2 rRNA genes are annotated in these 1,880 nt (G+C 56.8%); both read left to right on the top strand.

Features of this window, described 5'->3' with window-relative positions:
- Nucleotides 1-430, top strand: a 16S ribosomal RNA gene (locus tag JAN01S_RS16360); the annotation flags it as partial.
- 343 nt (nt 431-773) lie between these two features.
- A 23S ribosomal RNA gene (locus JAN01S_RS16355) occupies nt 774-1,880 on the top strand; the annotation flags it as partial.

The following is a 1,880-nucleotide window of genomic DNA, read 5'->3' as shown; positions in this document are numbered from 1 at the left end:
CGTTCTATGTTGCCAGCACGTGATGGTGGGGACTCATGGAAGACTGCCGGGGTCAACTCGGAGGAAGGTGGGGATGACGTCAAATCATCATGCCCCTTATGTCTTGGGCTTCACGCATGCTACAATGGCCGGTACAAAGGGCTGCGAAACCGTAAGGTGGAGCGAATCCCAAAAAACCGGTCTCAGTTCGGATTGGGGTCTGCAACTCGACCCCATGAAGTCGGAGTCGCTAGTAATCGCAGATCAGCAACGCTGCGGTGAATACGTTCCCGGGCCTTGTACACACCGCCCGTCAAGTCACGAAAGTCGGTAACACCCGAAGCCGGTGGCCCAACCCTTGTGGGGGGAGCCGTCGAAGGTGGGACTGGCGATTGGGACTAAGTCGTAACAAGGTAGCCGTACCGGAAGGTGCGGCTGGATCACCTCCTTTCTAAGGAGCACTGGCCACTTCGTGTGGTCCAGAACCTGGTCTGTCCCCGAATGTGGGACGGCAGGTGCTCGGGTGGAACATCGATTATTTGACGCGTGGTTCTCTCCTGGTGGTGAGTACCTGCTGGCCTTCGTGGTTGGTGGTGGAAAGTTGTGATGGTGGGGGTTGCGTGTCTGACACGTTGTTGGGTCCTGAGGGTTCACCCGCGCGAGCGAGTGGATCTGATGCGGGCCCTGCCCGGTCATGAACTATCGCCACACGTTGTGTGGGGTGGGCGTGACGGTGTGGGTGGGGTTGCCGGTCGTATGTTGAGAACTACACAGTGGACGCGAGCATCTTTGTGGCTCAAGTTTTTAAGGGCGCACGGTGGATGCCTTGGCACCAGGAACCGAAGAAGGACGTAGGAATCTGCGATAAGCCTCGGGGAGTCGATAACCAGACTGTGATCCGAGGATTTCCGAATGGGGAAACCCGGCTGGAGGCAAGTCCAGTCACTCCCGGCTGAATATATAGGCCGGGTAGAGGGAACGCGGGGAAGTGAAACATCTCAGTACCCGCAGGAAGAGAAAACAACAGTGATTCCGTGAGTAGTGGCGAGCGAAAGCGGATGAGGCCAAACCGAGTGTGTGTGATAGCTGTCAGGCGTTGCATGTTCGGGGTTGTGGGAGATGGTGTCCCGGGACTGACATTCCGGGCCGGAGTAAAAAATCTGCGTCATAGTCGAAGGGTCTTGAATGGCCCGGCACAGAGGGTGGGACCCCCGTAGACGAAATGGTGTGGACTTCGGATCTGTTTTCCCAAGTAGCACGGGGCTCGAGAAATCCCGTGTGAATCTGGCGGGACCACCCGTTAAGCCTAAATATTCCCTGGTGACCGATAGCGGACAAGTACCGTGAGGGAAAGGTGAAAAGTACCCCGGGAGGGGAGTGAAATAGATCCTGAAACCGTGCGCTTACAATCCGTCGGAGCCTCCTTTGTGGGGTGACGGCGTGCCTTTTGAAGAATGAGCCTGCGAGTTAGTGCTCAGTGGCAAGGTTAACCCGTGTGGGGAAGCCGTAGCGAAAGCGAGTCCGAACAGGGCGATTGAGTCGCTGGGTCTAGACCCGAAGCGGAGTGATCTACCCATGGCCAGGTTGAAGCGACGGTAAGACGTCGTGGAGGACCGAACCCACTTAGGTTGAAAACTGAGGGGATGAGCTGTGGGTAGGGGTGAAAGGCCAATCAAACTCCGTGATAGCTGGTTCTCCCCGAAATGCATTTAGGTGCAGCGTCACGTGTTTCTTACCGGAGGTAGAGCTACTGGATAGCCGATGGGCCTCACCAGGTTACTGACGTTAGCCAAACTCCGAATGCCGGTAAGTGAGAGCGTGGCAGTGAGACTGCGGGGGATAAGCTCCGTAGTCGAGAGGGAAACAGCCCAGATCACCAGCTAAGGTCCCTAAGCGTGTGC

The sequence above is a fragment of the Janibacter anophelis NBRC 107843 genome (assembly GCF_001570945.1).
In the GTDB taxonomy this organism is placed as follows: Bacteria; Actinomycetota; Actinomycetes; order Actinomycetales; family Dermatophilaceae; genus Janibacter; species Janibacter anophelis.
The sequence above is the reverse complement of the archived record's forward strand: the minus strand, read 5'-3'. Positions and strand labels throughout refer to the sequence as shown.